This is a genomic window from Acidobacteriota bacterium, assembly GCA_020349885.1.
Classification (GTDB): domain Bacteria; phylum Acidobacteriota.
Window position 1 is genome coordinate 413,397 of sequence record CP070701.1, and the last position, 26,404, is coordinate 439,800.

Sequence of the window (26,404 nt, forward strand, 5' to 3'; positions counted from 1 at the left end):
AACCCCCGACCCGGTGAACGCCCCCGAGAGCAGCGTGCTCGTGGGGCTCAACTACCTCTGGAACCCCGACTTCGCCAAGCTGGGGCCCGGCGCGGTGTGGCTCGCCGCCGCGGGACAGGTCTTCTTCACGCTGAGCATCGGCACCGGCTGCATCGAGACCTACGCCTCCTACCTCCGCTCCAAGAACGACGTGCTTCTCACGGGGCTCACGACCTCGATGACGAACGAATTTTCGGAAGTAATTCTGGGCGGCTCCATCGCCATTCCCGTCGCCGTTGCGTACTTCGGCCTTCCGGGGACGCAGGCCATCGCCGAGGGCGGCTCGTTCAACCTGGGCTTCATGGCGATGCCCATCATCTTCCAGAAGCTTCCGCTCGGAGATTTCTTCGGCTTCATGTGGTTCGCGCTCCTGTTTTTCGCGGGCATCACCTCGTCCGTGGCGCTCTCGCAGCCCACCATGGCGTTCCTCCAGGAGGAGTTCGGCCTCTCGCGCAGGAAGGCGGCGTTTCTCCTCGGGTTCATCATCCTGCTCGCGAGCCAGCCCATCATCCTCTTCCTCGGGCACGGCTACCTGGACGAGATAGACTTCTGGATAGGAACGTTCGGGCTGGTGGCCTTCGCGCTCATCGAGGTGGTGATCTTCATCCTGTTCTTCGGGATGGACAACGCCTGGGAGGAGATGCACCGCGGCGCGCAGATTCGCCTCCCCCGCGTCTACTACTACATCATCAAGTACGTCACCCCGCTCTATCTCGTTGTCATCTTCGCCGCCTGGGGCTGGCAGAAAGGCATTCCCACCCTCCTGATGGAAGGCCAATCTTCCGAGAACGTGCCTTACCTGTGGCTTGCGCGCGCCTTCATCCTGGGCACCGTAGGCGCCTCGATGCTCCTGGTCTGGCTTTCGTGGAAGCGCAGGCGTGCGCGCGGGGAGGAAGCGCCGTGACCGTGCTGGGCTGGCTCTTCATGCTGGGCGCCTGGGCCGCCATCGCGGGCGCGACGGCGTACTGCTTCTGGCGCGTTCTCTCGTCGGAGGGCCGGCGGGGCGACTCCTGACCTTCAGTCCCGGCCCTCACCAGAGCCCGAGGAGGTCCTTCACCTCGTCCGAGGCCATGGTCTTGGGGTCCCACAGGGGCTCCCACACGACGTACACCGTCGCCGTCTCGACGCCCTCCATGCCCTGCGCGATCTCCCGCACCTGGTTTATGAGCACCTGCCCGTAGGGGCACATGGGCGAGGTGAGAGTCATCTTGATGGTGACTTCTTTGCCGTCCTCGGAAATATCCACGTCGTAGATAAGTCCCAGATCCACGATCCCGAGCCGGATTTCCGGGTCCTTGACCACCTTGAGCGCTTCGAGAACCGATTCCTTGGTGAGGGGCATTTTTTTCTTTTTTTTACTCCTCCTCCGTCGTGGAGGCGGCCTCGGGCCGCGAGCCTCCGGCTTTCCACGCCTTCAGGGCGTCGGCCAGCGTAATCCACGCAAGGAGCGCGCACTTGACGCGCACCGGGAATTTCCGCACGCCCTCCAATGCGTCCAGGTCGCCGATGTCCAGCCCCTCCGGAATCGCCTCGCCGTGCATCATTCCCTTGAACGCCGCCATGAGTTTCTCCACCTCCTCGACGCTCCTGTCCTTCAAAAGCTCCGCGAGCATGGAGCCCGAGGCCACGCTGATGGAGCAGCCGCGGCATTGCACCGCGACGTCGGCCACGTTGCCGTTCTGCAATTTCAAGGCCAGCGACGCGGAGTCGCCGCAGAGGGGGTTGAACCCCTCGTTCCGGACGTCGCAGTCGTGCAGCTCCTTGTTTCCGCGCGGACTCCGGTAATGGTCGAGGACGATGTCGCGGTACAGCTCGCTCAGCTCAGGAAACCGGGTGTCCAAAGTATTTCCTCGCTCCTTTGAGCGCTTCGACGAGCATGTCCACGTCGTCGCGGTCGTTGTAGACGTAAAGGCTCGCGCGCGCCGTGGCCACGACGCCCAGGCGCCGCATCAGCGGCTGGGCGCAGTGGTGGCCCGCGCGGATCGCCACGCCGTACCGGTCGAGCACGGTGCCGAGGTCGTGCGGATGAATTTTCTCGTCATGCATCGAGAGAACGCCCAGGCGGTTTTCCACGCCCTCGGGGCCGAACAATTTCAGGAAGCCGAGCTCTCTCAAACGCTCCAGCGCGTACCGCGTCAGCTCCCGCTCGCGCGCAAGTACATTCGCCATCCCGAGCGCGTCGAGGTAGTCGAGCGCCGCCTCGAAGGCCGCCACGTCGGCGATGTTCGGCGTGCCCGCCTCGAACCGCCAGGGAATCTCCGCCCACGTGGCGTGGTCGGGGTGCACTTCCCGTATCATGCCGCCCCCGGTCTGGTAGGGCTCCATGCGCTCCAGCAGGTCGGGCTTCGCGCACAGCACGCCCACGCCCGTCGGCCCGAGCATCTTGTGGGCCGAGAACGCGAAGAAGTCGCACCCGAGCGCTTTCACGTCCACGGGGAAGTGCGGGACGGCCTGCACGCCGTCCACGACCACCACGGCGCCGCGCTTGTGGGCTTCCTCCGTAATTTCCGCGACGGGGTTGACGGTGCCGAGCACGTTCGATGCGAGCGTCACCGCCGCGACGCGCGTGCGGTTCGTGAGAAGGCGCGGGAGCGCGGCCATGTCGAGCGTTCCGTCGTCCAGGACGGGAACGTATTTCAGCGCGGCGCCGGTCTCGCGCGCCGCCACGATCCACGGCACGAGGTTGCTGTGGTGCTCCATCTCGGTGAGAAGCACCTCGTCGCCCGGCTTGAGGTTTTTTCGCCCCCATGCGCTCGCGACGAGGTTGAGCCCCTCGGTGGCGTTGCGCGTGAAGACGACGCCCCGCGGGTCGACGCCGCCCACGAATTCCGCGACCCGGCGGCGGACGCCCTCGTAGCGCTCCGTCGCCTCCTCGGAGAGGGCGAAGAGGCCGCGGTGGACGTGGGCGTTCGTCGTTTCGTAGTACCGGGTGAGCGCGTCCAGCACCGCCTTCGGCTTCTGGGTCGTGGCCGCGTTGTCCAGGTAGACGAGGCGCCTGCCGTGGACGCGGCGCTTCAAAATTGGGAAGTCTTTCCGGATGGCCCGCCCGCAGGCAGGGCCCGCCGGAGCGTTCATGCCTATCTCGGGCCTCGCGGCCTCCGCTCGCCTCAACGCCGCTTCTTTCATGGCTATTGCGTTTCCTCGCTCAAGGCGACGCACACCTGGCCGTCCTCGACGCGGACGGGGAATGTGCGGATGGGAGCCGAGGCCGGCATCCTTCGCACCCGGCCGTCCCGCACGTCGAAGCGCGCGCCGTGCCAGGGGCACTCTATCTCCGTGCCGTCGAGCGTCCCTTCTCCGAGCGGCCTGTCGTCGTGGCTGCAGACGTTTTCGACGGCGTAAACTTCACCATCGACATTACAGAGGGCGATCTCGACGTCGCCGGCTTTGAAGACGCGAACCTTGCCCTCTTCGAGCCCGCTCAGGGGAGTCAGCGCAATCCATTTCTCCGGCATCGAATTACCCCAGGCGCTCGCGGACGCAGCCGCGAAGCTCTTCACGAATGTTTTCCGGCACACGGCGCAGGGCCGGCTCGACGAAGCCTTCGACGATTATGCGCGCGGCCTCGGGCCGGGGGATCCCGCGGCTCAGGCAGTAGAAAATTTGTTCCGGGTCGAGGGAGCTCACCGTGGCGCCGTGCTTGCATCGAACGTCCTCCGTGAGAATCTCGAGCTCGGGTATCGACTCGGCCCGCGCCCCCTCGCTCAAGAGCAGGTTGCGGTTTTCCTGGTAGGCCTCGCTCCCCCGCGCCTCGTCCGCGATCCGGATGAGCCCCGTGTAGGCCGAGCGGGCGCGGTCCGTCAGAACGGTTTTGAAATCGATGTTGCTGCGCGTGTTGTGCTCCCGGTGGTCATGGAGCGTGTGGTGGTCGAAGTGCTGGCGCCCCTCGCCCAGAAGCACGCCGACCATCTCGCTCTCCGCGCCCGGACCCGACAAGACCGTGCCGATGTCGGCCTTCATCGCGGCGGCTCCCAGCGACGCCGTGACCGTGAGCACGCTGGCGTCGCGCGCCGCCCGGACGCGCTGCGTCACGTAGAAGCGCGCCTCGCGCCCAAGGCGCTGCACCGCGACGTAGCGCACCCTCGAGGACGCGCCGGCGAAAATCTCGACGCCCGCGTTAACATAACCTTCCTTGCGTCCCGCGGCGTACTCGTCCACCAGCGTGACGTCGGAGCCTTCGCCCGCGACCACCAGAAGCCGCGAGGCGAAAAATTTCTTTCGCTTCCCCGCCGCGTGCAGGAGGCGGACGGGCATCTCGAGCGCCGTGCCGCCCGGCACGTACAGAAAGACGCCGCCGCCCCAGACGGCCCCGTTGAGCGCCTCGAACTTTCCATGCCCGGCCCCGACCAGTTTTTCGAGATGCGCCTGCACGATGTCCCCGTGCCTGAACGCGGCCTCACGAAGGTCGCCCAGAATAATTTCGGACTTCGCGAGCGCCGGCGCCAGCTCGGAGCGGACGAACTGGCCTTCCCGCGAGAGCGCCGCCCCGCTCAGCTGCCCCGCGTCGAGGGATTTTCGAATCACGCCGGGCCAATCGGTGCTTTTCGGGGACGGCACCGGGGAGGCGAGCGCCTCCTCGTCCGGGAGCGCGAAGCGCCCGGCGGGGGTGTAGCGCCAGAGGTGCCCCGCCCGCGCGGGGAGAGGCGCCCCCTGGTAAGCGTCCCACGCCTTCCGCCGTGCCTTGACGAGCCACGCCGGCTCGTCGTAGACCGGGCGGAAGGGCAGCCGCCGCGAAGAGTCCGTTTGCGCCGCGCCTGTTTGAATCATTTACTTTCCCGCTTCATAGAAATCGACGTTAACATGCACTCACCCCACGGAGCCTTCCATCTCGAGCTCGATGAGGCGGTTGAGCTCAACGGCGTATTCCATGGGAAGCTCCTTCGTGAACGGCTCGATGAAGCCGTTGACGATGAGAAGCCGCGCCTCGTCCTCGCTGAGCCCGCGGCTCTGGAGGTAGAAAATCTGCTCCTCCGACACCTTGCTCACGCGCGCCTCGTGCTCGACGTGCGTGTCCCGCTCCTTTATCTCCATCGTCGGGTAGGTGTCGGAGCGCGAGTCCCTCGTGAGAAGGAGCGCGTCGCACACGACGCTCACCTTGCAGTTTTTCGCGTCCGGCTCCACCCTCACCAGCCCCCTGTAGGAGGCGCGGCCGCCCCTGTTCGAGACCGATTTCGACGTGATGCGCGAGCTCGTGTTGGGCGCCGCGTGAAAAATCTTCGCGCCCGCGTCCTGGTGCTGCCCCTCGCCGGCGAAGGCGACGGAGAGGATCTCCGCCTTGGCGCCCTCGCCCATAAGGTAGACGCACGGATACTTCATGGTGAGCTTCGAGCCGAGGTTGCCGTCCACCCACTCGACGGTCGAGTTCCGGTGCGCGACGGCGCGCTTCGTGACGAGGTTGAAAATATTGTTCGCCCAGTTCTGGATGGTGGTGTAGCGGATGTAGGCGCCCTCGAGGGCGACGAGCTCGACGACCGCCGAGTGGAGCGAGTTCGTGCTGTACTGCGGCGCCGTGCAGCCCTCGATGTAGTGGACGCGCGAGCCCTTGTCGGCGATGATGAGCGTGCGCTCGAATTGCCCCATGTTCTCGGCGTTGATGCGGAAGTACGCCTGGAGCGGGATGCCCACGTCCACGCCGGGGGGCACGTAGATGAAGGAGCCGCCCGACCAGACGGCGCTGTTCAGCGCCGCGAACTTGTTGTCCGCGGGTGGAATGACGGTCGCGAAATATTTCTTCACGATGTCCGGGTGCTCCCGCAGGCCGCTGTCCATATCGAGGAAGACGACGCCCTTCCTGGAAAGCTCTTCCTTCATGGAGTGGTAGACGACCTCGGACTCGTACTGGGCCGAGACGCCCGCCAGGAATTTCCGCTCCGCCTCGGGAATCCCCAGCCGCTCGAATGTTTTCTTGATGTTCTCCGGCACCTCGTCCCATGATTTTTCCTGGTTCTCGATGGGCTTGATGTAGTAGTAGATGTCGTCGAAGTCGATGGAGTCGAGGAGTCCGGTGTTGCCCCACCGGGGCATGGGCTTCGCGAGGAAGATGTCCAGCGCGTCGTGCCGGAATTTTTTCATCCACTCCGGCTCGCGCTTCATGCGACTCATCATCTCGACCACCTCGTGGTCGATCCCCTTGCGGCCCTTGTGGAAATATTCCTCCGGATCGCGGAACCCGTACCGCTCGGCGTAGTCCCTTCCGAGCTCCAGCCGGGTTTTTTCCCTGTTTAATGCTGCGGCGGGCCGGCTCATGATGCAGTCGCCTCCGCGTTGCCGTCCGTCCGCTTCTGGACCCAGTCGTAGCCCTTCTCCTCCAGCTTCAGGGCGAGCTCCGGGCCGCCCGATTCGGCGATGCGGCCCTCGATCAGCACGTGGACGCGGTCGGGCTTGACGTGGTTGAGGATCCGCTGGTAGTGCGTCACGAGGAGAACGCCAGCGTCGGGGCCGCAGAGCTTGTTGATGCCGTTTGCGACCACTTTCAGGGCGTCGATGTCGAGCCCCGAGTCCGTCTCGTCGAGCAGGGCCACGCTCGGGCGGAGCACCGCCATCTGGAGGATTTCGAGGCGCTTCTTCTCGCCGCCGGAGAACCCGTCGTTCACGTAGCGGGTCGCGAACGTCTCGTCCATGGCGAGGAGCTTCAAATTTTCCCTGAGGGTCTTGCGGAACGTCTTGAGGGAAGCGCCGCCGCCTCCGTTGCCCGCGTCGCCTTTGGGCAGGCGCGCCTTGACGGCGGAGCGCAGGAAATTGGCGACCGTCACGCCGGGGACGGCCACGGGATACTGGAAGCCCAGGAAGAGCCCCTTGCGGGCGCGCTCGTCGGGCGGCATCTCGGTAATGTCCTCGCCGCGAAAAAGAACCCTTCCCCTCGTGACGCGGTAGCCGGGATGCCCCGCGAGGGCGTTCGCCAGGCTGCTCTTTCCGGAGCCGTTCGGGCCCATGAGGGCGTGTTTCTCCCCCGGGCGAATCTCGAACCGCACGCCCCTGACGACCTCTCTGCCCCCGGCCTCAACGTGGACGTCCAGGCACGAGAAGAGGGTATCGCTTCGTCTCACCTTGTCTTGCCTTGCCATGTTTTGTTGCCTCTCATTAAGCCATTATACGTAATCTATACAAAAAAGTCAACATTAAAATTTACTGAAAAAATTCGAGGGAGCTGCTCCTACCGAAAAATCCCTAAATGGCGTCATTGCGGAGGAATTCTCTCCACATCATGACGGGCTCCGGGGCCGGGGAATCACGGCTTGCCCCCCGCGGCTTCGGACGCCGCGTCCGAGCGGCTCTGAAGCAGGTAGCCCATCAAGCGCTCGGTCCGGGACATGTCGGCCAATGAGGTCTTTCTTAGAATTTCCCTGATCACCGCGTCCAGCCGGGCCCAGAGCGAGCGGATGGAGCACTCGGTCGTGTGAACGCAGAGGTTCTCCTGGCCGTGATAGCGCTCGCAGTAGTCCGGCTCGAAGAAGTGCCCGTCCAGGGCGGAGAAAATCTCGTCGAGAGAAATGTCCTTCGCCGGCCGCGCGAGATGGTAGCCGCCCTTCTGCCCGCGGATGCTCTTCACCAGGCCGCCCTGCCGCAGGGCGTGCATCAGCTTTCCCACGTACGGCGCCGTCAGCCCTTCGAGCTCGGCGATGCTCGTGATCGTGAGCGGCTTGTCGCCCTCGTGGCGGGCCATCTGTAGCATGCATCGGAGACCGTATTCTTCCTGTGCCGTAAACCGCATTGTTTTACCTCCAGGGTCTCAGCATAACAAAAGAATACGAAAAAGTCAAGTTTCAAAACAGTGGAATTATACCACCTGCCTCACCTTCAAGACCGGGCGATTGCCGGCTTTATTCCTCTTTTTTCTCTTCTTCTTTTTCTTTGGCCCTCTTGATCGCGCGAAGCAGCTTCCCGGCCAGTACTTCGTCCAGCCCCTTCAAAGTCTTGTGCTCCTTCGAGGCGTCGTCGGGCCGGTCGAGCGCGAGGTACGCCGTCCCCAGCAGGTAATGCGCCCTGGCGTAACCCGGCTTCAGCCGTGCCGCCCGCTTGCAGGCTTCGACGGCTTCCTCGGGGCGGGCCGTATTGAGGTAGCTAGCGCCCAGCTTGACGTGCGCTTCGGCGAAATCCGGGTCCAGCCGAAGCGCCTCCTTGTAGGCATTGATTGCATTCTCCGGACGGCGCAGCTGGGAGAAGACGATGCCCATGTAGTAATGCGCCCTGACGAAATCCGGCTTCAGCCGTACCGCCTCCTTGAAGGCTCTAATGGAATCCCAGGAGCTGTTGCGCACATGGACGTGACAGACGCCGCGGTTGAAATAGTTCTCGGCCTCCGGAGCCAGCTCGAACGCCTTTTCGACGTAGGGGTTCGCCTCGTCGTATCGCTTGCTTCCTATGAGATATTCCGCGACGAACCGGTTCCCCTCCGCCGTGTCGAGGTATTCTTCCGCCTCGCCGGACCGGAGCTTGCCTTGCAGCAGCCAAGGGTCCGCGAGCGCCCGCGCCTCGCTTTTCCCCTCAAGAAGCTCGCGCACTTTCTCGACGGGGACGGCGAACGTCAGGGTTCCGCCCTCCACCGGAAGGGCGGTGGCCACCCCGACGACGTTGCCCCGGTCGTCGACGACCGGGCCTCCGCTCGAGTCTTCCTGAATGGCGGCGGTTATATCGAGGAAACGCTCGCCCGACTCCGCCTCATGAACGGCGCTCACCGCGCCCTCGGAAACCGGGCTTTCAAAAGAAATTCCAACGGTGAAGACGCGCGCGCCGGCCTCGAGTTTCCTCGAATCGCCCAGGGCGAGCGAGGGCGAGTCCCTGCCCCCGAGCTTGAGGACCGCCAGGTCCGCCGCCTTGTCCGCCGCCGCCACGCCCGCCACTTCGAAGCTGCCTCCGTCCGCGGCCTTGGCGGTCGCGGCGGAGGCGTTGTGGACGACGTGGTAGCTCGTCACGAGAAGGCCGTCGCCGCCCGCGAGAAAGCCCGCGCCGGTAAGGAAGGCTTTGCCTTCGGCGTCGCGGGCCTCGACTTGCATGACGGCGGAAGCGGCCGTCTCGACGGGCGCGGGCGCGTCAGCCTGCGCTCCCCGCGGCGCGGCAAGCAGCACAGCCGCCGCCGTCAGGAACGCCGCCGGCCATCGACCGCCTCGTGTGACATGGTTCGTCATTTCGTTTACGCCTCGGCCCCAAGTATAGCATGTGCCGGAAATCACCCGCACCTCCGGAAGAGAACGCGGCAGGGCGGCGTTTTGTTCTGGAACCTATCCCTTTACGACGGGAGCGATGGCCTTGATATGGTCGGGCGTGGACGCGCAGCACCCGCCGATGACCTGTGCGCCCATCTTCTTCCACTCGCGGGCGAATTCGGCGTATTTCTCAGGAGGGCAATCCTCCGCATCGATCGTGAAGAACTCTTCCTTGGGAGAGCTGCCGAACTTGGGGTTCTCATCGTACCCGATCTCAGCGTAGGCGCCGACGAATCCGCCGAAGGCCTTGCGAAGCACGGGCAGGCCGGCCGAGACCGCTTCGGGAGGGCTGCACATCAGAAAAATGCCGTCCACCTTGTGTCCCTTGAGCGCCGCGACGAGGTCGGTGAGGGACTCGCCGTTAAACATCGTTCCGTCTTCTCTCAGACAGCACACCCCGAGGAACAACGGCAGGCCCGCCTTGGCGCAGGCGTCCACCGCCGTCACGCAGTCCGCTATAGGACTCTCGTGAACGATATCCCCTCCGAAGTATTCGGCGATCAGGAAGTCCACGCCGGCCCCGGCGAGGATGCGGGACGTGTCTTCGAGCTCCTCGCGAAGGTCGCAGTCGCATTCGCTCGGGGCAAAGCCGCCCGCAACGTACGCCTCGGGGTTGAGGGCGTTCCGCACCTCGACGGCCAGCTCACCGCCCCGCCGCGTGTACTCCTCCCATCGGTCCTCCTTGCCTATCATCGCCATCATGGACTTACTCGTATAGAAGTTGTTGCTGATGATGATCTCGGCCCCGAGCTTGAGGTAATCCTCGTGGATGGCTCGAACGACGTCCGGGGCCTCGAGGTTCGCGGCGGCCGACCACACGCCGATTTGTCCGGCGTACGCGCCTTTGCTTATGGTAACTCCGCGCCTGTGCAGCTCGGTGCCCGTTCCCCCGTCCATGAGCAGAACTTCACCGGCCTTGAGCCGGTCGAGAATGTTTCGTGAAGGCATGGCTATTTTCCCTTTACGATGGGCGCGATGGCCTTGATGTGCTCGGGCGTGGACGCGCAGCACGCGCCGATTATCTGCGCGCCTATCTTCTTCCATTCCCGGGCGTATTCGGCGTACTTTTCCGGAGGGCAGAACTTCGTGTCTATCGTGAAAAATTCTTCCTCGGGCGAGCTGCCGAACTTGGGGTTCTCCTCGTACCCGATTTCCGCGTATGCGCCGACGAATCCGCCGAAGGCCTTGCGGAGCTCGGGCAGGCCGGCCGAGATCGCGTCGGGACGGCTGCACATCAGGAAAATGCCGTCCACCGGGTGTCCCTTGAGCGCCGCGACGAGCTCGGTGAGGGACTCGCCGCGATACATCGACCCGTCCTCGTTCAGACAGCACACCCCGAGAAACACCGGCAGGTTCTCCTTCGCGAGGGCGTCCACCGCCGTCACGCAGTCCTTGATGGGAGTATCGTGTGTGGTATCCCCTCCGAAGTATTCGGCGATCAGGAAGTCCACGCCGGTCGCGGCGAGGATGCGGGCCGTGTCTTCGAGCTCCTCGCGGTGGTCGCCGTCGTATTCGGTCGGGGCGAAGCCCCCGGCCACGTACGCCTCGGGGTTGAGGGCGTTCCGCACCTCGACGGCCAGCTCCCCGCCCCGCCGCGTGTACTCCTCCCATTGGTCCTGCTTGCCTATCGTCGCCATCATGGACTTGCTCGTGTAGAAGTTGTTGCTGATGATGATGTCGGATCCGAGCTTGAGGTAATCCTCGTGGATTTGCTTGACGACGTCCGGGGCCTCGAGGTTCGCTGCGGCCGACCACACGCCGAGGCTTCCGGCGATGGCAGGCTGGATGGGCGAGCGCGCCGTGGTCCGTTGTTTGCTGACCGCGCCCTTGCTTATGGTGACTCCGCGCCTGTGCAGCTCGGTGCCCGTGGCCCCGTCCAGGAGTAGAATTTCACCGGCCTTGAGCCGGTCAAGAATGCTTCGTGACGGCATAGCTTATTTTCCTTTCTGTTTTTTTCCGAGTTTTCCGTGATAACCGCAACCCCCCTGCGGCTGTGGGAGTGCCCGTGCCGGGCACGAGGCACGCCGCAAGCAATACGAATTTAGCCGCACGGCCCGCTCATGTCAAGCCAGTTCGGATTTTATAGAAGCTTTCCGCATTGGGAAAAGCGTATCCAGCGCTTTGCCTGCGCTCCCGGCCCCCTGCTTCGCCGTCTCGTCACAAGAAGCGGCCTGATTAGAATTTTCCTTTCTCGAATTCCTCCACCGTTGTGGTGCCCTCGTGGACGAGCTCGAGGCAGCGCCGCCGAAGGGGCGTCATGCCCTTCCCGACGGCCACGCGCGCGAGCTCCACGCCGCTTGCGCCCTGCTCGACGAACTGCGTCAGCTCGTCGTTCCACTCGAGCGCCTCGGAAACGGGGACGCGCCCCGCGTAGCCCGTGTTATGGCATTTCTCGCAGCCCTCGCCGGCGAACGTTTTAATCTTTTCCATCTCTTCCGGTGCGAATCCGGCGCGCTGGAGTCTCGCGGGAAGCACCCGGGTCGGCTTTCGGCATGCCGGGCAGATGCGACGCACGAGGCGCTGGTTCAGGATGAGCGAAAGCGAGCTCGAAATATCGCGGAGCGAAACGCCCAACCGCAGAATTTCGTCCAGCGCCTCGGCTGTGCTCGAGGTCTCCAGAACCGCCGCCACGAGCACCTTTGTCCCCGCCTTGAACGCAAGCGACGCCGTCTTGTTGTCGGGCAGGTCGGAAAGCACGATGGCCTGCGGATCGGCTTTAAGAAGCGACTGCAGCGCCTTCGCGAACTTTTCGTCCGTAACATGCACCTGCTCGACGCCTTTGATCGGCGTGAGCGCGTGGGACTCGATAGTGGCGACCCTGCGCCCGCTGGCGCTCAGGTACTTGACCACGGAGTACGCCGTGGTGGTCCTGCCGCTCATGACGGGGCCCGTGATGAGCATCGTCCGCCGGGTGCCCGCGAGCGCCTTGCGCATGCGGCGGAGGTCGTCCGGCGCGAAGCCCAGCTCGTCGAGGTTCTTGAAGAATCTCTCCCGGTCTACGAACTTGACGCTCAAGTTCTCGCCGGAGGGCGAAGGGTAGCACCGGACGTTGACGTCGTACTCCTTGGCGCCGTGCTTGATGATGGCCCGGCCGTTTTCGGTCTCGCCGCTGCCCTCGGGCGCAAGCCCCACCATGCGGCGGAATTCCGCCGCGAGGTCTTTCCGCAGGCCCGCCGCGAGGGGCTTGTGGCGAAAAAGAATTCCGTCGATGCGGTAACTGACCTGAATGGAATCCTCCTTGGGCTCGAGGTAGAGGTTGGACGCCCTGCTCTTGACGCCGCCGAGGAGCAGGTTCTGGACGAGCTTCTTGACGTCGGCCACGGCCTCCTCCCTGGGCTTGAGCTCCTGCCGGCTGAAGCACGCTTCGAGCAGGGAGCGTATCTTTTCGGGCGGCGCCTGAAGAGGAATGATCTTGGCGTCGGTCTTCGTCTGGATGAGATCGATGAGACCCACGTCCTTCGGGTCGGCCATGGCGACCGTGAGGACGGCCTCGTCCGTAAGGCTTTCCTCGTCGAGCGGGAGGATAAGCTTTTCGTAGCAAAACGGCGGCGACAATTTTTTAAATTGCGCCGGATCGAAAGTGTAGTTGTCGAGCGAGGCCGTGGAGACGCGCTCCTGGCGCTCGACGAAATAGTCGATGTCCTTCTGCGCGACGAAGCCGAGCTCGACGAGTGCCTCGCCCAGCTTGCAGCCGCGCATCTTCTGGTATTCGAGCGCTTTCAGCAACTGGTCGGTCGTGAGGAGGTTCGAGCGGATGAGCGATTCGCCCAGCTTCCCCTTGGCCTCGGCGAGAAGGCGGAGTTCTTTTTTGAGGACATCGGTCGCGCCTTTCCAGAACTCGGCTTTGTAGTCGTCGGAGGCGCGGCAGAAGCACTGAAGGCAGAACTGGCACAGGCGCGTAGGGTTGCGCGGGTCACAGCTGCACCACACGGAGTCGGCGGCGTCGAACTCCCCAAGGCACGTCCAGCACTGCACCACGTAGGGTTCGGACATGAATTCGTTCTCTTCCTCTTTTTCCTCCTTAATGAAAATATCACAATTGGTGCTAATCTTCAACGATTCCGCTGTAACGACTTTCCTCAATTGACCGCTTCCGAGGCGTTGGGGTAGGATGGCACGCATGGCCGACTCATCCAAGCCCGCGGAAGACCGCCGCCGCCACCTCGAGCGCCTGCGCGCCCTCGGCGTTCATCCCTATCCGGCGCGCTACCTGGCCACGCACACCGTGTCGCGGGCCGTGGAGGGCTATCGGGAGCTGGGCGCGGACGCGCTCGAAGACAAGCGCGTCGAGGTCGCCGTGGCGGGCCGCATCGTGGCGCTCCGGCGGCACGGCAAGGCCGGATTCGCCGACCTGAGCGACGGGCGGGAGCGTCTTCAAATCTACGTCAAAAAGGACGTTGCGGGTGAGCGCGGTTTCGAGATTTTTTCAAACTGCGACCTGGGCGATTTCGCGGGCGCGCGGGGGCCGCTTTTTCGAACGCGCGCGGGCGAGCTCACCGTGCGCGTGGAGGAGTTGACGTTTCTATCCAAGGCCCTGCGGCCGCTTCCCGAAAAGTGGCACGGCCTCGCCGACGTCGAGCTGCGCTACCGCCGGCGCTACCTCGACCTCATCGCGAACCCGGAGGTGCGAAAAATTTTCGAGACCCGCACGCGCCTCGTGACCGCCATGCGCGGGTTTCTCGACGCCAAGGGGTTTCTCGAAGTCGAGACACCCGTGCTTCAGCCCCTCTACGGCGGGGCGCTCGCCACGCCCTTCAAGACGCACCACCATGCGCTCGACATGCCCCTCTACCTCCGCATCGCCGACGAGCTCTACCTGAAGCGCCTCGTCGTGGGAGGCATGGAAAAAGTCTATGAGATTTGCACGGACTTTCGGAACGAGGGCATCTCGAACGTCCACAACCCCGAGTTCACGATGGTGGAGACCTACGAGGCTTACGCCAGCTTCGAGGAGGTCATGTTGCTCACCGAGGAAATGCTCGCGCACTGCGTCGAGCGCGCGACGGGAAGCCTCGACGTGGAGTTCCGGGAAAAGAGAATTTCCCTCGCCCGCCCCTGGAAGCGCATGCGCTACGACGAGGCGCTCTGCGAGCACATCAAGGGATTCTCGCCGGGGGATCTGGAAAACGAGGAACGCCTGCGAGCCGTCGCCGCCGAGCATCAGGTAAATCTCGCCACGGCGGAGACGCCGTGGGACATCGTGAGCGAGTTATTCGAGCACCTCGTGGAACCCGGCCTCGTGCAGCCCACGTTCGTCACGCACCTGCCGCGCGCGCTCTCGCCGCTTGCGAAGGCCGAGGAGGAAAACTCTCCCTGGGCGGGGCGCTTCGAGCTTTTCGCGGGCGGCATTGAGCTCGCAAACGGCTACAGCGAGCAGAACGATCCCGACGAGCAGCGCGCGCGCTTCGAGGAAATTCAAGCGGCCAATCCCGAGTGCAAGGTGGACGAGGATTACCTTCTCGCGCTCTCGCACGGCATGCCCCCCACTGGGGGCCTGGGCGTGGGGATCGACCGCCTCACCATGCTGGCCACGGGCGCCCCGAACATCCGCGAGGTGATTCTCTTCCCGCTCCTTCGGCCCCAGGAGAAGCCATGACCAGCGCGCAGCGCAGACGGCGAACCGGGAAACCGAGTAACTGACGAACGGCGAACGGCTGCCCATGCGCTACGAAACCTTCATCGCCCTGCGCTACCTGCGGGCACGCCGCAAGCAGGCGCTCGTCTCCGTCATCTCGCTCGTATCGACGCTCGGGTTCATGGTCGGCGTGGCCGCCCTCATCATCGCCCTCGCCCTCATGACCGGCTTCCGCGAAGACATCCAGCAGAGGATTCTTTCCACGAGCGCCCACCTCGTCGTCCAGCCCTTCGCGAGCGGCGGCGTCTTGGAAGACTACCGCGAAACACTCGCCTCCCTGGAAGCGGCGGAGGGCGTGGTCGCCGCCTCGCCCGTGATCCTCGACAAGGGCCTTCTTCTCTCCGCCGCCAGCTCGAAGGGCGAGGCCGTGATCCTCAAGGCCGTCCTCCCGGAGCGCGAGGCGCGCGTGACGAGTCTTTCGGAATCGATGGAAGAGGGTTTTTCTTTGAAGGCCCTGGAAGGCGGGGGATCCTCCCCCGGCATCGTGCTCGGCCACGAGCTTGCCCTCTCGCTGGGCGTCGTCGCGGGCGACCGCGTGCGCCTAGTCTCTCCCAACGTGACGCTCTCCCCGATGGGCGTCGTGCCGCGCACGCACAGCTTCGAGGTCGTGGGAACGTTCCGCTCGGGCTTCTACATCTACGACACCTCGTGGGCGTACGTCCATTTTGAAACGGGGCAGGCGCTGTGGGGGCAGGGCGACGCCGCGCAGATGATCGAGGCGCGCGTGGTGCGGCCCGAGCGGGTCGAGGAGGTGCAGGAGCGCCTCGCGGGGGCGCTCGAGCCCTTCCACACCCTCACGAACTGGAAGGAAATGAACCGCCCGCTGTTCTCGGCGTTTAAAGTAGAAAAACTCTTGATGTTCTTCGCCATCGGGTTGATTGTCGTGGTGGCGTCATTTAATATCATTACTACTCTCGTTTTGATGGTCATGGAGAAACACCGTGATATTGGCATCCTCAAGGCCATGGGGGCACGACCGCAGAGCATTTCGCGCATCTTCACGTCGCAGGGCTTCTCCGTCGGGGCGTTGGGGACGGCCCTGGGCGTGGCGCTCGGCGTCGGCCTCTGCTACGTTCTACATGCGTACAAACTCATTCCCCTTTCTCCCGAAGTCTACTTCATTCCCTACGTACCGTTTCATGTGAAGGCGCTCGACGTGGTCGTCGTGGCGCTCGCGGCGCTTGGCGTCTCGCTTCTTGCGACCGTGTATCCCGCGCATCAGGCCGCCCGCCTCGAAGTCACCGAAGCCTTAAAGCATGAATGAGACCCTCTTGTCCTCCACGGAGGGCGATTCAAGCAGGCTTCGTCTTTCGGTGCGCGGCCTTTCAAAAAGCTACGCCGCCGTCGAGCGGGCCGACTCTCATCAGGCGGAAGCGAAAGGGCGAATCGAGGTGTTGCGCGGCCTGTCCTTCGATCTTCGGGAAGGCGAGAGCCTCGCCGTGGTCGGCGTCTCCGGTGTGGGCAAAAGCACGCTCCTTTACCAGTTGGGCGCTCTCGACACGCCCGACGAGGGAGAGATTCTCTTCCATGAGCCGGCCCCCGGTGGCCCCGCGGAGGGTGGACCCGTTCTCCGTAGCACTGCGGAGGGTGGACGCGACGTGGCCCGCATGTCCCCGGAGGAGCGGACGGCGTTTCGGGCGAAGCACGTGGGGTTCGTCTTTCAGCACCACCATCTCCTTCCCGAATTTACGGCGCTTGAGAACGCCGCGATGCCGCTTCTCATTCAAGGCGAGGATTTTTCCGCAGCGGCGGAGGCGGCGCGGGCGCGGCTCGAGGAACTTTCCTTGGAGCAGCGCCTGCACCATCACCCGGCGGAGCTTTCGGCTGGCGAGGCGCAGCGCGCGGCCATCGCGCGGGCGCTCGTCGCACGCCCCACTCTCCTTCTCGCGGACGAGCCCACCGGGAACCTTGACGAAGAAACCGCCCATGAGGTGTTTTCGCAATTGTTGACACTGGCCTCGGAGCATGCGGCCAGCCTCGTTTTGGTGACGCACAACGCCGCCCTCGCGCGCCGCTGCGGGCGATGCATGCGCCTGCACCGAGGCACGCTCCATGCGGAAGAGCTTCCCGATGCCCCCGCCTGAATCGCCGAAACCGCTCAAGTCGCCTAAATCGCTCAAGGCGTTAAGCATTCGGCGTTTGGCGTTTAACATCCTCCTCGCCGCCCTTCTTCTGTTCGCCTTCCCGTCGGTTCTCCTAGCTCAGGAAGGCGCGGTCATCCGGAAAATCACCGTCACGGGCACCATCACCATGACGCCCGAATCGGTGCTCTTCTACACCGACCTCAGGGAGGGCGAGCGCTTCGACGAAGAGCAGGCGCGCAAAGAATACCGGCGCCTTTGGCAAAGCGGCCTCTTCCGTAGCCTCTCGATGGAGGTGCATGAAGTCGAGGACGGCGTCGAGCTGGTCATCGCCGTGCAGGAAAAACCCGTTCTGCGCAGCGTGACCTACAAAGGCGCCAAGCGGCTCAGCGAAACCCGAATCAAGGAAGGCCTCAAGCAGAACGGCGTCGAGTTCAAGGAAGGCGAGCCGCTTGACCGGGCAGCGGTGCGCAGGGCCGAGGTCATCCTGACGGCACTCCTCGAGTCCCGCGGCTACAAATACGCGGAGGTCACGTCCGAAATCGACGACGTCGGAGACGCCGAGGTTACGCTGACGTTCCACATGGACCAGGGGGCGCGCGTCAAGGTCAAACGCATCGCGTTTAAGGGCAACAAGGCGTACTCCAATCGGAGGCTCAAGCGCCAGATGAAAAAGTTCAAGGAGGCGGGGCTGTACAACTCTCTCCGGCGGCGCCACATTTTCTCGGAAGCCAAATTTTACGAGAACCTCCAAGGCATCGTTGACTTCTACAAGGACCGCGGCTACGTCACCATGACGCTCGACGAGCCCGTGGTCGACGTGCGCAACCTCGCCCCGGAGGGGAAAAAGCCCAAGCAGCGCGCCTTCGTGACCATCGTTGTCAAGGAGGGCTTGCGCTACCGGGTCGGCGAGATTTCTTTCAAGGGCAACACCGTGTTCTCGACCGGGGAGTTGCGGCCGCTCGTGAACCTCAAGAGGGGCGCTCTTTACCGCCACAAGGAGGTTCAAAGCGCGCGCAAAGAGGTGGACAGCAGGTACGGCGAGAAGGGCTACATCTTTTCGCAGTCCGGCGTCATCCCGAAAACGAACGATGAAACCCGGATCGTGGACTTGGTGTTCGATATCGAGGAAGGAAAGCCGTACTATCTCCGCCGTTTGGAATTCCGTGGCAATATAAGCACCCACGACAGGGTGCTTCGCCGCGAGTTTCTGCTGAGTGAGGGCGATCTGTTCAACATGCGCTCCTTCGACCGGAGCATGCGCAAGGTCAGCCAGTTGGGCTTTTTTAAGATTACCGAGCCGCCCGCCATCACGCGCGTGGAGGACACCGAGGGCCAGGTGAACACGCTCGTGGCGGGCGAGGAGGATAAGCGTAACATGTTCGAGTTCGGCGGGGGCTACAGCGGCCTCGAGGGGGGCTTCGTTCAAAGTTCCTACTCGACGCGCAATTTCCTGGGGCGCGGCGAGGTGCTTGAGTTCATGGTCCGCATGGGCGGTCGCACGGACAGCTATTCCATTTCCTTCACGGAGCCCTGGCTTTTCGACCGCCCCTACACGGGTGGCATCTCCCTCTTTCGCCTCGATCAGCGGTACATCCAGTTTGACCAGCGCTCCACGGGCGGCAGCTTGGTGTTCGGCGTGCCCGTCACGTACTTTTCGCGGGCCTATATCCGTTACTCCTACCAAGAAACGACCCTCAAGATCCGCGAAGGGTCCATAGTCCCGCTCCTTTCCGACTTGGACAAAACGCGGATTGTGCAGGTGTCACCCTCGTTCATCTACGACTCGCGCAACCATTTCTACGCTCCGAGCAAGGGAACACGGTTCACGATGTCATTTCCCGTTTCTCACTGGCGGTTTGGAAGCGACGTTTCCTACTACAAATTTGTCACGCAGTACACCCACTATTTCCCGGCGTTCCGACGCACGTACTTTGCCGCGAACATCGAGTTTGGTTTCACCCGCCCCTTTACCAATCACCGCATCCCCACCAACGAGCGCTTCTTCCTGGGCGGAGCCAGCTCGATTCGCGGCTACGAAGTCCGCTCCGTGGGCCCGGCCTTCCAGGGGCTCATCTACGGAGGCGACACCTACCTTCAGGCGAACGCCGAGTACGTCATCCCGGTGGGAGGCACGTTCCAGCTTGCACTGTTTGCCGACGCGGGCGACGCGTATACGCTCCGGCCCATCCGAACCCTCATCGACGGAAACATCGAAACGCTCAAGAAAGACTTCGACCTCTCCCTGCAGTCCTCAGCGGGGCTCGAGGTGCGTTTCTTCATGCCGACGTTTCCGTTCCCGGTCCGCCTCATCTGGAGCCGCGCCCTCAACCCGGAGCCCTGGCAGCGCACGCGGACGTTCGAGTTCAACATCGGGGCGGGGTTTTAACGAATTTTACCTTTTTGGGGGATACATTCCGCTTGACAGACGTTTACGTATCATGGCACGCTATCCCCGTTCTTCCTTCCCGCGGGAAGGAACGGTATGCGTAAATACGAAACACTAAGAAACCTGACGGAGGTTTGAGACATGAAAAAAATCCTGGCTCTGTGTAGTGTTTTGGCACTCGTCGCCGTGGTGTTCGCGCCGTCGGCTGAGGCCTGTGGAAGGAAAGCCGTGCAGGCGGCTTCCGCACAGAAGGCTTCCGAAAGGGCAGCCAGCTGCCCCTTGGCGGCCAAGAAGTCGGCGAGGAAGAAAGGCTGCTGCGTCGCGAAGACCGCCAAATATATCAAGAAATGCTTCGATAAGGCCGACGATGGAAGCCTCACCTGCACGGAGACCGGCGCGACCTACGCACGGACCGTGAAGGACGGAGACGAAGTCGTCTACGCCGCAGGCGATAGCGAAAAAACCTATTCCTGCAAGTACGATGCGGCTTCCGCGACCTGGGACAAGACCTATCCGGACGAGGCCAATCCGTTCCACAAAATTTGCTTTGACGACGACGGGAACATCGTCTGCGGCCCCTCCTGCGAGACGGTGATCGTAAAAGCCAAGAGAAACGAGACCGAGACCGTCTACGTCGCCGACGGAAATGACTACGACTGCGCCTACGAAGCGCTCTTCGCCATAGCGCCCAAGTGCAAGAAACTCTACCACAAAAAGGAAACCGCCTCCGACGAAGGCGCGAGCTCATAGATTGAAGAAACGCTAATTCCGCACCTCCACGGTGAAAGGCCTCCCTCGCGGAGGCCTTTCTTTTACGGCGCTTTTTCTGAAAATCCGCCGTGTCCGAAGGTCGAATCCGTTCAGAATAAAATTGGAGCGGGGTTTTAGCGAAACTTGCTTTGGGTGGGATATATTCCGCATGCCAGACGTTTAAGTACCATGGCACGTTATACTCGTTCTTTCCGCCGAGAGGAACGGGATGCGTAATTACGAAACACTAAGAAACTTGACGGAGGTTTGAGCATGAAAAAAATCCCGGCTCTTTGTGGCGTTTTGGTGCTCGTCGCCGTGGTGTTCGCGCCGTCGGCGGAGGCCTGCGGAAGGATAGCCGTGCAGGCGGCTTCAGGAAATGTGCGCGGCTGCCCCATGATGGGCATGAAGGCTAGAGGGAAAGGTTGCTACGTTTCGAACACCGCCAAACACATCAAGAAAAGCTTCAATAAGGACGAGGCGGGCAATCTTGTATACAACGAGACTGGCGACATCTACGCACGGGTCCAGAAGAAAGGCGACGAAGTCGTCTACGTCGCGGGCGATGAGACCTATACCTGCATGTACGAAGCGGCGTCCGCGACCTGGGACAAGACTTATCCGGACGAGGCCAATCCGTTCCTTAAAATCTACTTTGACGACGACGGAAACATCGTCTGCGGCCCCTGCGAGATTGTGATCGCAAAAGCCAAGAGAAACGACGTCGAGACCATCTACGTCGTCAACGGAAAGGACTACGACTGCGCCTACGAAGCGTTCATCGACGCCGCGTCCGTGTGCGATAAATGCCGCCGCGGAAGGAAAGCCTGCCTCAGACGAAGGGGGCGCTTCTAGATCGAAGAGATGTTTCCGCACCTGCATAGTAAAGGCCTCCTCCTCTGAGGCCTTTCTTTTATGGCGCTTTTTCTGAAAATCCGCCGTGTCCGAAGGCCGGATTCGGAAGTAAGCATGAAAATTTCCCGCCGCGGCGCGCCCGTGCTATAATACGGCCTATCTGAGTAAAACATCTGCCGAATCACTCCCAGGAGAACTCCCACATGAAACGGCGTAAAATTTCCTCCCCAAAGACCCGCATCGAAAAGGACGCGCTGGGGCCGGTCAAGGTTCCGGCGCATGCCTACCACGGAGCGCAGACCCAGCGCGCCGCGGAGAATTTTCCAATCAGCGGCTGGCGGCTCAGCGGAGGTTTCGTCCGCGCGCTCGGCCTTATCAAGAAAGCCGCCGCCGAAACGAACCTCTCGCTCGGCCTTCTTGACCGGAGGCGCGCGGCCGCCATCATCGCATCGGCGCGGGAAGTGGCCGAGGGGCGCTTCGACGACGAGTTCGTGGTGGACGTGTTCCAAACGGGCTCGGGCACCTCGACGAACATGAACGCCAACGAGGTCATAGCCAACCGCGCCATTGAGCGCCTTGGCGGAAAGCGCGGCTCGAAGAAACCCGTCCACCCGAACGACCACGTCAACAAGGGACAAAGCTCGAACGACGTGATCCCCACGGCGCTCCACCTCGCGGCACTCGTGGACCTGGAAAAATTCCTCTACCCCTCTTTGAAGATCTTAAGAAAATCTCTCGAGCGCAAGGCGAAGAAATTTGATTCCGTCGTCAAGCTCGGGCGCACGCACCTTCAGGACGCGGTGCCCGTTCGGCTGGGGCAGGAGTTTTCGGGCTACGCGGCTCAGATTGAGCTCGCGGAAGAGGGCGTGCGCAAGGCGAGCGACCGCCTGCGGGGGCTTCCCATCGGGGGCACGGCCGTAGGCACCGGCGTGAACACCCATCCCGCGTTTGCCAAGGGCGTCTGCGCGCGGCTCTCGAAGGCGACCAAGTTGAAGCTCCACGAGGCGCGCAACCACTTCGAGGCGCAGGCGGCGCGCGACGGGGCGGTGGAGCTGAGCGGGGCGCTCAAGGTGCTCGCCTGCGCGCTCATGAAGGTGGCGAACGACATACGCTGGATGGCGAGCGGCCCGCACGGCGGCCTGGGCGAGATTACGCTTCCCGACCTGCAGCCGGGCTCCTCCATCATGCCCGGCAAGGTGAATCCCGTCATGTGCGAGGCCGTGACCCAGGTCGCGGCTCAGGTCGTGGGGGCGGACACGGCGGTTACGGTGGGCGGCGCGACGGGCAACTTCGAGCTGAACGTAATGATCCCCGTCATGGCCCACAACCTTCTCGAGTCCATACGCATCTCGGGAAATGTTTCCAAAATCTTCGCCGAGCGCTGCGTGGACGGCATCAAGGTAAGGCCCGCCCGCTGCCGCGCGCTCGCGGAGCGCTCGGGCGCGCTTGTGACGGCGCTCGTGCCGCACCTTGGATACGACCTCGCCGCGCAGATCGGCCTCGAATCGGGCCGCACGGGACGCACCGTCCGCGAGATTGTGAAGGAAAGGGGGCTCCTCTCCGACCGCGAGCTCGACAAGGCGCTCGAGTTAAGGAAGATGACGGAGCCGACACGTCCGCGCAGCAAGCGCCGCGTCAAACGTTAGCGGCTGGCAAACGCCACTCATCCATGCTATCTTGACACCCTGATGCGCAAGGAAATTCCCGTATTTCCGCTGCCGAGCGCCCTATTGCTTCCGGGCGTGATGCTTCCCCTGCACGTCTTCGAGCCGCGCTACAAGAAGATGGTCGAGGCGGTCCAGGCGCGGGGGAAGCACTTGGCCGTCGCGTGGGCGCGCGTGGAGGAAGGGGTGCTTGAACCCTGCGAGGTGGCCTGCGCGGGAAGCGTGCAGATTCTCCGCGAATACGAAGGCGGGCGCAAGGACATTCTCGTTTCGGGCCGGACGCGGGTGCGCCTAATCGAATACGTTCAGGAGGTGCCCTATCGCGTGGCGCGGTGCGAGCCGCTGCCTATGGTCGGGATGCCGCAGGCGCCCTACGCGAGGCGCTTGCGCGAGCTCAAGAAGGCCTTTGCGCGCTGGGTTTTCCTGGGCTTTCGCGACGCAGACCGCGTCATCCACTACCTGAACGCGCTCCACGATCTGGACAGCCTCGCCAACTTCATCGTCTATCACTTTGTCGGCGACCTGGCCTCGAAGCAGTCATACCTCGAAATGGACGGCCTGGAAGAGAAGACCGGGCGCCTGCTCGATTTCGTGCGCAACGAGACGCGCGCCCTCGAGAGCCACATCAACCTTTTGCGTCCTTCGCGAGAAGACGAAACGACTAACTGAGCCGGCACGCGCCCGGAGCCGGGCGACGCCTCCGGGAAGTGCGATCCCGTCGATAGCGCAAGCGAGCTTGTCCACCCAAGGTGGGAGTGTGTAAATTTATCCGGGCTTTTTTGCTCTCGTCCCCGCCTTTGCCGTTTTCCTATCTCCAAGACTCGGCGAACCGAGCCCGGTGGCGGCGGACGATCGTGCGGGCGCCGTAGAGGAATCCGAAAATTCCGAGGCCCTCGCCCGCCCAGAAGAGGCCGGCGGCGAAATTTTCCGGAACGCCGCCCCGGATCACCTCGGGTGCGTCCTTCGTGAAGGACAGAATGACGAGAAGCCCCGCCGCGATCTCGACCGCCCACAGCCATTTCGGAAATGAAAAGGCGTAGCGTTTTTCGACGAGCCAGTCCATGAACAGGGCGCCGCCGATGAGCGAGAGGGACACGACGATCGGCGCCCAAACGGGGCCCGTCCAAACCGTGGGGAGGAGAAAGAGCACGTCCCACGTGCCGAGCGACGGGGGCCAGTCGAGCGTCGCCTTGAGGAAGACGTAGTAGAAGATGTCCCACACGCCGAAGAGGAAGCAGAAGTGCGCGAAACGTTCCCATGCGCTTCTTCCCGCAATCCACGCCACCGATAAAAGCATGAGGAGCGAAACGAACTCGCGCCCGAGCTCCACGAGCGCCACGGTGCCGGAAATCAGGACGAGCGGAAATTGAAAACCGTCCGGATAATATAGGGCGCGCAGATAGACGACGACGGCCGCCTCGAAATAGCCCATCGTGACGCCGAAGAGGGTGAGCCAGAGGATTCTTTTCCGCATGTTTTGCCGCCGCGACGGAGCCGCTTCAGGCCGCGAGAATGCGGCGCGCAAGGTAGAGAACCGCCGCGCCCGCCGCCATGGCGAGCAGCCCTATCATGCGAAGCACGTTCGGCGACGCTTCGGATACCTGCCCCATGAGGGCCTTCATGCGGTCCGGCGCGGCAAAATACGGAGCCCCTTCCAGGATGAGCAAAAGCCCGACGGCGGATAGGAAGAGTTTCACGCGCGCAGTGTAGCATGCGGGCCGCAAGGAGACAATCGCAAGAGAGCCCATGCCGCTGGGGTCATCCGCGTTCCGCTTTTTGAGGTAAAGACGGCAGGAATGGCTGGCCTCTGCGGAGCGACAAGGATCGGGGCCCTCGCGGCTCGCGCGTGGAGAGGGCGTCGCGGTCGGAGTATAATAGGTGGAGACCGCGCGGCGCACCGGGCGTGATGCAAAGGAAAAGACCGTCATCCCCTCCAATCTCGATGTCCGCCGAAAGCCCGTCCTCCGCACGGCTTCGGAGGATGGACGCTTTAGCGGAGCAGGGCGCCAAGCGCTTGCGCGGCGTGTAGCCGGCGAATCAAGGAATAGTTCTTTCTGGTCCCTGGTGACTGGAAACTGGCTACTGGCTAACCGCCCTTGAGCTTCAGAAGCACCTGCTTGACCACGGCCTTCAGGGTTTCGAACACGCCGGGGCCCTTTACGGCCGAGGCGGAGAAGTAGGGCTCGCCCTTGTAGTGGAGCTTCTGGAGCATTTCCTCCTCGGAGGAAATGTTCGGCAGGTCGCGCTTGTTGAACTGCAGGACGTAGGGCATGGTCTTGAGGTCGTAGCCGTATTCCCGCAGGTGTTTGACCAGGTCGCGCAGGCTCTCCACGTTGGCGTCCATGCGCTCCGTCTGCGAGTCCGCCACGAACACCACGCCGTCGGCTCCCTTGAGGATGAGCTTGCGGCTCGCCTCGTAGAAGACCTGTCCCGGCACGGTGTAGAGGTGGAAGCGCGTAGAGAAGCCGCGAATCTTTCCGAGCTCTAGGGGGAGAAAGTCGAAGAAGAGCGTGCGCTCGGTCTCGGTCGCGAGTGTGATGAGCTTCCCCTTGGCGTCGGGGTTGGTTTTTTCGTAAATGTACTGGATGTTGGTGGTCTTGCCCCCGAGGCCGGGGCCGTAATAGACAATTTTACAATTGATCTCGCGCGCCGCGTAGTTGACAAAGGTCATGAAAGACTGGGAAGGCGGTCAATCCCCAAAGAGGCTGTCGATATCGTCGTCGGTGATTTCCGCGAAGGGCGACTCGGCCTGGGTGAGCGTAGTGCGCTCCTGCTCCACCTTCTGCATGATGGTGTCGAACACCTGTTCCAGCTCCACGGTGGAGCGTTTCACGCGCAGCCGCACCAGGCCGAGGGAGGAACGCTCGTCGAAAATCACGACGAGGATGACACGCCGGCCCACGATGGAAATGTGCACGTTGTCGTGCCGTCCCTCATGAAAGAGGATGTTGAATTCCTCCTGGCCCATCAGCCGCGCGAGGCCGTCGGTCGCCGCCACGTTGCCGGCCGTGAGCGAGGCAAGGGACGTCGTATCGATGTCCGTGATGTCGCCGACCTGTGCAATCTGCTGGCCGTTGCGGTCCACGACGAACACGAGCTTGGCGTTCGCATCGGCCTTCAGCTTGGCGATGATGGACTTAATCTTTTGGAACTCTTCTTCGTAGAGTATCAGTTCCGATGTCGACATCGGCACATACCTCTCTTTGTGTGCTTGACAAGCTCATTGTATAGCATACCCGGAGTCAAATCGCAACCGCCTGCGCCACTGGCGAGTCCCCAGTTTTGAATTGAGGAAAAATCCTTTAAGTCCATGGCATTATGAAACGTCTCCATTTCGCCCTCCCGACCCGTCGGGGCAAGCAGTTAGCAGTCGGCAGTTCGCAGTTAGCGACGGGACGCCGCTCGCCGCCGCGGAGCGCTTTGGCGGAGCAGGGCGCAGAGGCTTTGTCCTCGCGGGCTGGAAATTAGAAGAATTGAATTCCGCTCGCCAACGGCCAAAGGCTAACGGCCCTCTCGGACAAGTCCGGCAGATCCGGCAAAAGCGGCAAGTCCGGCAGATCCGGCAAAAGCGGCAAGTCCGGCAGATCCGGCAAAAGCGGCAAAAACGGCAAATCCGGCAAAAGCGGCAAATCCGGCAAAATCCTTGAAGAATCGCTGGGGAGGCATAACGTATGAAGCGATGACCAAATTTCCGAATCTCCAAATGACCAGATATAAGAAATTACATCGTCCTATTCGGTCATATGGTCATTCGGTCATATGGTCATTTCGAAGAACGTAGAGTGAAA

The 26,404-nt window shown here is 62.8% G+C and carries 26 protein-coding genes; 10 read left to right on the top strand and 16 right to left on the bottom strand.

The window, feature by feature from the left end:
* Nucleotides 1-943 (top strand): sodium:calcium symporter (locus JSV08_01790; GenBank protein ID UCF81178.1); only part of this gene is annotated, 943 nt, incomplete at its 5' end.
* A gap of 126 nt (nt 944-1,069) precedes the next feature.
* Here the strand turns inward: JSV08_01790 and JSV08_01795 are convergent.
* The 12 genes from JSV08_01795 to tadA form a co-directional block, all read right to left on the bottom strand.
* Nucleotides 1,070-1,381: a DUF59 domain-containing protein gene (locus tag JSV08_01795; protein ID UCF81179.1), complete on the bottom strand. Its 312-nt coding sequence runs from the start codon at nt 1,379-1,381 to the stop codon at nt 1,070-1,072.
* Between the two features lie 13 nt (nt 1,382-1,394).
* Nucleotides 1,395-1,880, bottom strand: coding sequence for an SUF system NifU family Fe-S cluster assembly protein (locus JSV08_01800; GenBank protein ID UCF81180.1), 486 nt, complete (start codon nt 1,878-1,880; stop codon nt 1,395-1,397).
* On the bottom strand, nt 1,861-3,114 hold the full coding sequence (locus JSV08_01805) for a cysteine desulfurase (GenBank protein UCF81813.1): 1,254 nt from the start codon (nt 3,112-3,114) through the stop codon (nt 1,861-1,863). Before JSV08_01805 ends, JSV08_01800 begins: the two co-directional genes overlap by 20 nt.
* A 53-nt stretch (nt 3,115-3,167) precedes the next feature.
* On the bottom strand, nt 3,168-3,494 hold the full coding sequence (locus tag JSV08_01810) for a non-heme iron oxygenase ferredoxin subunit (GenBank protein UCF81181.1): 327 nt from the start codon (nt 3,492-3,494) through the stop codon (nt 3,168-3,170).
* A gap of 4 nt (nt 3,495-3,498) precedes the next feature.
* Entirely contained in the window at nt 3,499-4,806 is a 1,308-nt protein-coding gene (gene sufD, locus JSV08_01815) for a Fe-S cluster assembly protein SufD (protein UCF81182.1), read from the bottom strand.
* A 39-nt stretch (nt 4,807-4,845) separates the two neighbouring features.
* Nucleotides 4,846-6,285, bottom strand: a complete 1,440-nt coding sequence (gene sufB, locus JSV08_01820) for a Fe-S cluster assembly protein SufB (protein ID UCF81183.1) — start codon at nt 6,283-6,285, stop codon at nt 4,846-4,848.
* Nucleotides 6,282-7,103 (bottom strand): Fe-S cluster assembly ATPase SufC, encoded by an 822-nt coding sequence (sufC, locus tag JSV08_01825; protein UCF81184.1) that lies wholly within the window; start codon nt 7,101-7,103, stop codon nt 6,282-6,284. Before sufC ends, sufB begins: the two co-directional genes overlap by 4 nt.
* A 164-nt stretch (nt 7,104-7,267) precedes the next feature.
* Nucleotides 7,268-7,750 (bottom strand): Rrf2 family transcriptional regulator, encoded by a 483-nt coding sequence (locus JSV08_01830; protein UCF81185.1) that lies wholly within the window; start codon nt 7,748-7,750, stop codon nt 7,268-7,270.
* 109 nt (nt 7,751-7,859) lie between these two features.
* On the bottom strand, nt 7,860-9,164 hold the full coding sequence (locus tag JSV08_01835; GenBank protein ID UCF81186.1) for a serine protease: 1,305 nt from the start codon (nt 9,162-9,164) through the stop codon (nt 7,860-7,862).
* A 93-nt stretch (nt 9,165-9,257) separates the two neighbouring features.
* Nucleotides 9,258-10,190 (bottom strand): homocysteine S-methyltransferase family protein, encoded by a 933-nt coding sequence (locus JSV08_01840; GenBank protein UCF81187.1) that lies wholly within the window; start codon nt 10,188-10,190, stop codon nt 9,258-9,260.
* Between the two features lie 2 nt (nt 10,191-10,192).
* Entirely contained in the window at nt 10,193-11,173 is a 981-nt protein-coding gene (locus tag JSV08_01845; protein ID UCF81188.1) for a homocysteine S-methyltransferase family protein, read from the bottom strand.
* A gap of 244 nt (nt 11,174-11,417) precedes the next feature.
* Entirely contained in the window at nt 11,418-13,235 is a 1,818-nt protein-coding gene (tadA, locus tag JSV08_01850) for a Flp pilus assembly complex ATPase component TadA (GenBank protein ID UCF81189.1), read from the bottom strand.
* Nucleotides 13,236-13,362: 127 nt separating this feature from the next.
* Here tadA and lysS point away from each other — a divergent pair, with 127 nt between their 5' ends.
* The 8 genes from lysS (at nt 13,363) to JSV08_01890 (ending at nt 23,285) form a co-directional block, all read left to right on the top strand.
* Nucleotides 13,363-14,838: a lysine--tRNA ligase gene (gene lysS, locus JSV08_01855; GenBank protein ID UCF81190.1), complete on the top strand. Its 1,476-nt coding sequence runs from the start codon at nt 13,363-13,365 to the stop codon at nt 14,836-14,838.
* Nucleotides 14,839-14,902: 64 nt separating this feature from the next.
* Nucleotides 14,903-16,141: an ABC transporter permease gene (locus JSV08_01860; protein ID UCF81191.1), complete on the top strand. Its 1,239-nt coding sequence runs from the start codon at nt 14,903-14,905 to the stop codon at nt 16,139-16,141.
* Nucleotides 16,134-16,961 carry an ABC transporter ATP-binding protein gene (locus JSV08_01865; GenBank protein ID UCF81192.1) on the top strand — a complete coding sequence of 276 codons (828 nt, stop codon included), beginning with the start codon at nt 16,134-16,136 and terminating at the stop codon, nt 16,959-16,961. The genes JSV08_01860 and JSV08_01865 overlap by 8 nt, the downstream gene beginning before the upstream one ends.
* Complete coding sequence (bamA, locus tag JSV08_01870; protein UCF81193.1) at nt 16,948-19,347, top strand: outer membrane protein assembly factor BamA; 2,400 nt, start codon at nt 16,948-16,950, stop codon at nt 19,345-19,347. The genes JSV08_01865 and bamA overlap by 14 nt, the downstream gene beginning before the upstream one ends.
* Before the next feature lie 141 nt (nt 19,348-19,488).
* Complete coding sequence (locus JSV08_01875; protein UCF81194.1) at nt 19,489-20,097, top strand: hypothetical protein; 609 nt, start codon at nt 19,489-19,491, stop codon at nt 20,095-20,097.
* A 273-nt stretch (nt 20,098-20,370) separates the two neighbouring features.
* Complete coding sequence (locus JSV08_01880; protein ID UCF81195.1) at nt 20,371-20,952, top strand: hypothetical protein; 582 nt, start codon at nt 20,371-20,373, stop codon at nt 20,950-20,952.
* A gap of 203 nt (nt 20,953-21,155) precedes the next feature.
* Nucleotides 21,156-22,598, top strand: coding sequence for a class II fumarate hydratase (locus tag JSV08_01885; GenBank protein UCF81196.1), 1,443 nt, complete (start codon nt 21,156-21,158; stop codon nt 22,596-22,598).
* A gap of 42 nt (nt 22,599-22,640) precedes the next feature.
* Nucleotides 22,641-23,285 carry an LON peptidase substrate-binding domain-containing protein gene (locus JSV08_01890; protein ID UCF81197.1) on the top strand — a complete coding sequence of 215 codons (645 nt, stop codon included), beginning with the start codon at nt 22,641-22,643 and terminating at the stop codon, nt 23,283-23,285.
* A gap of 139 nt (nt 23,286-23,424) precedes the next feature.
* On the opposite strand, the gene JSV08_01895 is transcribed toward JSV08_01890, so the two are convergent.
* From JSV08_01895 to JSV08_01910, 4 genes are all read right to left on the bottom strand, one after another.
* Nucleotides 23,425-24,090, bottom strand: coding sequence for a hypothetical protein (locus JSV08_01895; protein UCF81198.1), 666 nt, complete (start codon nt 24,088-24,090; stop codon nt 23,425-23,427).
* A 25-nt stretch (nt 24,091-24,115) separates the two neighbouring features.
* Nucleotides 24,116-24,364 (bottom strand): DUF2065 domain-containing protein, encoded by a 249-nt coding sequence (locus tag JSV08_01900; GenBank protein ID UCF81199.1) that lies wholly within the window; start codon nt 24,362-24,364, stop codon nt 24,116-24,118.
* A 338-nt stretch (nt 24,365-24,702) separates the two neighbouring features.
* Entirely contained in the window at nt 24,703-25,287 is a 585-nt protein-coding gene (locus tag JSV08_01905; GenBank protein UCF81200.1) for a GTPase domain-containing protein, read from the bottom strand.
* 18 nt (nt 25,288-25,305) lie between these two features.
* Nucleotides 25,306-25,803, bottom strand: a complete 498-nt coding sequence (locus tag JSV08_01910) for a roadblock/LC7 domain-containing protein (protein ID UCF81201.1) — start codon at nt 25,801-25,803, stop codon at nt 25,306-25,308.
* A gap of 290 nt (nt 25,804-26,093) precedes the next feature.
* On the opposite strand from JSV08_01910, the gene JSV08_01915 reads away from it, so the two are divergent.
* Nucleotides 26,094-26,291, top strand: coding sequence for a hypothetical protein (locus tag JSV08_01915; GenBank protein UCF81814.1), 198 nt, complete (start codon nt 26,094-26,096; stop codon nt 26,289-26,291).
* The last annotated feature ends 113 nt before the right edge of the window (nt 26,292-26,404 follow it).

Coding starts and splice junctions, on each gene's coding strand:
- JSV08_01845 (UCF81188.1), bottom strand. CDS start 11,173: ATGCCGTCACGAAGCATTCTTGACCGGCTCAAGGCCGGTGAAATTCTA.
- JSV08_01900 (UCF81199.1), bottom strand. CDS start 24,364: ATGGGCTCTCTTGCGATTGTCTCCTTGCGGCCCGCATGCTACACTGCG.
- sufB (UCF81183.1), bottom strand. CDS start 6,285: ATGAGCCGGCCCGCCGCAGCATTAAACAGGGAAAAAACCCGGCTGGAG.
- JSV08_01805 (UCF81813.1), bottom strand. CDS start 3,114: ATGAACGCTCCGGCGGGCCCTGCCTGCGGGCGGGCCATCCGGAAAGAC.
- JSV08_01910 (UCF81201.1), bottom strand. CDS start 25,803: ATGTCGACATCGGAACTGATACTCTACGAAGAAGAGTTCCAAAAGATT.
- sufC (UCF81184.1), bottom strand. CDS start 7,103: ATGGCAAGGCAAGACAAGGTGAGACGAAGCGATACCCTCTTCTCGTGC.
- JSV08_01835 (UCF81186.1), bottom strand. CDS start 9,164: ATGACGAACCATGTCACACGAGGCGGTCGATGGCCGGCGGCGTTCCTG.
- JSV08_01830 (UCF81185.1), bottom strand. CDS start 7,750: ATGCGGTTTACGGCACAGGAAGAATACGGTCTCCGATGCATGCTACAG.
- JSV08_01840 (UCF81187.1), bottom strand. CDS start 10,190: ATGCCTTCACGAAACATTCTCGACCGGCTCAAGGCCGGTGAAGTTCTG.
- JSV08_01890 (UCF81197.1), top strand. CDS start 22,641: ATGCGCAAGGAAATTCCCGTATTTCCGCTGCCGAGCGCCCTATTGCTT.
- bamA (UCF81193.1), top strand. CDS start 16,948: ATGCCCCCGCCTGAATCGCCGAAACCGCTCAAGTCGCCTAAATCGCTC.
- sufD (UCF81182.1), bottom strand. CDS start 4,806: ATGATTCAAACAGGCGCGGCGCAAACGGACTCTTCGCGGCGGCTGCCC.
- JSV08_01865 (UCF81192.1), top strand. CDS start 16,134: ATGAATGAGACCCTCTTGTCCTCCACGGAGGGCGATTCAAGCAGGCTT.
- JSV08_01875 (UCF81194.1), top strand. CDS start 19,489: ATGAAAAAAATCCTGGCTCTGTGTAGTGTTTTGGCACTCGTCGCCGTG.
- JSV08_01810 (UCF81181.1), bottom strand. CDS start 3,494: ATGCCGGAGAAATGGATTGCGCTGACTCCCCTGAGCGGGCTCGAAGAG.
- tadA (UCF81189.1), bottom strand. CDS start 13,235: ATGTCCGAACCCTACGTGGTGCAGTGCTGGACGTGCCTTGGGGAGTTC.
- JSV08_01860 (UCF81191.1), top strand. CDS start 14,903: ATGCGCTACGAAACCTTCATCGCCCTGCGCTACCTGCGGGCACGCCGC.
- JSV08_01905 (UCF81200.1), bottom strand. CDS start 25,287: ATGACCTTTGTCAACTACGCGGCGCGCGAGATCAATTGTAAAATTGTC.
- JSV08_01885 (UCF81196.1), top strand. CDS start 21,156: ATGAAACGGCGTAAAATTTCCTCCCCAAAGACCCGCATCGAAAAGGAC.
- JSV08_01880 (UCF81195.1), top strand. CDS start 20,371: ATGAAAAAAATCCCGGCTCTTTGTGGCGTTTTGGTGCTCGTCGCCGTG.
- JSV08_01795 (UCF81179.1), bottom strand. CDS start 1,381: ATGCCCCTCACCAAGGAATCGGTTCTCGAAGCGCTCAAGGTGGTCAAG.
- lysS (UCF81190.1), top strand. CDS start 13,363: ATGGCCGACTCATCCAAGCCCGCGGAAGACCGCCGCCGCCACCTCGAG.
- JSV08_01895 (UCF81198.1), bottom strand. CDS start 24,090: ATGCGGAAAAGAATCCTCTGGCTCACCCTCTTCGGCGTCACGATGGGC.